At 74.9% G+C, this 1,385-nt stretch carries 3 protein-coding genes; all 3 read right to left on the bottom strand.

Features of this window, described 5'->3' with window-relative positions; all coding sequences use genetic code 11:
* Nucleotides 1–200 precede the first annotated feature (200 nt).
* Nucleotides 201–479 (bottom strand): WhiB family transcriptional regulator, encoded by a 279-nt coding sequence (locus tag ABEB16_RS22100; RefSeq protein ID WP_345714314.1) that lies wholly within the window; start codon nt 477–479, stop codon nt 201–203.
* 273 nt (nt 480–752) lie between these two features.
* Nucleotides 753–950: a hypothetical protein gene (locus ABEB16_RS22095; protein WP_345714313.1), complete on the bottom strand. Its 198-nt coding sequence runs from the start codon at nt 948–950 to the stop codon at nt 753–755.
* 196 nt (nt 951–1,146) lie between these two features.
* On the bottom strand, nt 1,147–1,385 hold a 239-nt coding region (locus ABEB16_RS22090), incomplete at its 5' end, for an HRDC domain-containing protein (protein WP_345714312.1).

The following is a 1,385-nucleotide window of genomic DNA, read 5'->3' as shown; positions in this document are numbered from 1 at the left end:
GCGCGCGCAGCGCCCGGACGAACCTGGCCCGGCTGGCGCGACGCTGCTCCTCGGCCTGCGTCGCGTGGATCAACTCCTGGGCGGGCACGTGCACGGTCGTTCTCCTCCGGGTGCGGGCAGACCGGGCCGGTCTGCTGGTGGGTGCCGCCGCGGTGCAGGTGGTGCGGGTGGTGCACACGGGCGGCCGTGCTCGGGCGGGTTCAGGCCGCGACCTTGCGGGGGCGGCCGCGGGGGCGCTTGCGCGGGACGACGACGCCGGCGATCAGGAGCTCACCGCCCCACACCCCCCAGGGTTCGCCGCGCTCGACGGCGCCCTCCAGGCACGCGGCGCGCAGCGGGCAGTCCCCGCACAGCGCCTTGGCCCGCTCGACGTCGCTGGGCGACTCGGCGAACCACAGCTCGGCGTCGTGGCGCCGGCACGGCAGATCGGTTGCGGGGCAGTCGGTGGAGACCGGCTCGGCGGGGGCCTGGTCGAGCATCGCCGTGAGCGTCATGGCGCTCACCTCCTCGGGGTTCCCTGCGCGGCAGCCGGTTCGAGGGGGTTCTGCGGTGCCGGCGCGCTGTGCGGTGGTGCGGGTGGTCCGTCGATGCGGCGGGTGGGTCCTGACCGTCGCGGTCGTCATCGCTGTGGCCCTCTCGGGAGTCGTTCGCTGTGCTGTCGCTGGGGTTGCGGGACGGGCCCGGGAAACACGAAGGCCGCGGACCCGATGTCTCGGGTTCCGCGGCCTGGGAGGTCCGTTTCGCTGCCTTCGCTAGGCAGCAGAACTCCTGTGGCGGGTGCCCGAGAGGGTCTTGGGGGACGTGCGGACGACGTGCGCGGCGGCGCCGCCGGTCTGCGGACGCACCTCTCCCCAGGTCAGGGCGAGGGTGGGCGAGACGGAGCGGAGGCGCAGGCCTGCGACGTACGCGGCATCGACGAGGGAGCCGTTGACGGCGATCGTGCTGTCCATGTCGACCCCTCCTCCCGGTGCGGCGCCGCGCAGTGCGCGCGAGGCGATGGGTCGAGGCTAGACCCACGGGCGGGACGGGGACAACGGATTATTCCGACGACTTTCCCCACAACCGGGCGCGGACGCACGAGCGCCCGGGACCCGTTGCGGGGCAACGGGTCCCGGGCGCTCGTGAGCCGCGTGGGCGGTGCCGGCGTCAGTCCCCGCCGGCCAGCAGGGCGAGGACCTGCGCCCCGTAGCGCTCGATCTTCGCCGGGCCCACCCCGGGGACCCGCGCCAGCTCGGTGGTGTCCGCGGGGGAGGTCTCGGCGATGGCCGTGAGGGTGGCGTCGGTGAACACGACGTACGCGGGCAGCGACGCCTCCTTGGCGACCGCGCTGCGCCAGGTGCGCAGCCGCTCGAACACCGCCTCGTCGTACGTCGGCGGGCAGTCCT

It is taken from the genome of Kineococcus glutinatus, from assembly GCF_039542765.1.
Classification (GTDB): domain Bacteria; phylum Actinomycetota; class Actinomycetes; order Actinomycetales; family Kineococcaceae; genus Kineococcus_A; species Kineococcus_A glutinatus.
This window is presented reverse-complemented; position numbering and strand designations above follow the sequence as displayed.

Bases quoted from the DNA above. Each gene is read 5' to 3' on its own strand.
- ABEB16_RS22100 (WP_345714314.1), bottom strand. From the start codon at position 479: ATGCTCGACCAGGCCCCCGCCGAGCCGGTCTCCACCGACTGCCCCGCA.
- ABEB16_RS22095 (WP_345714313.1), bottom strand. From the start codon at position 950: ATGGACAGCACGATCGCCGTCAACGGCTCCCTCGTCGATGCCGCGTAC.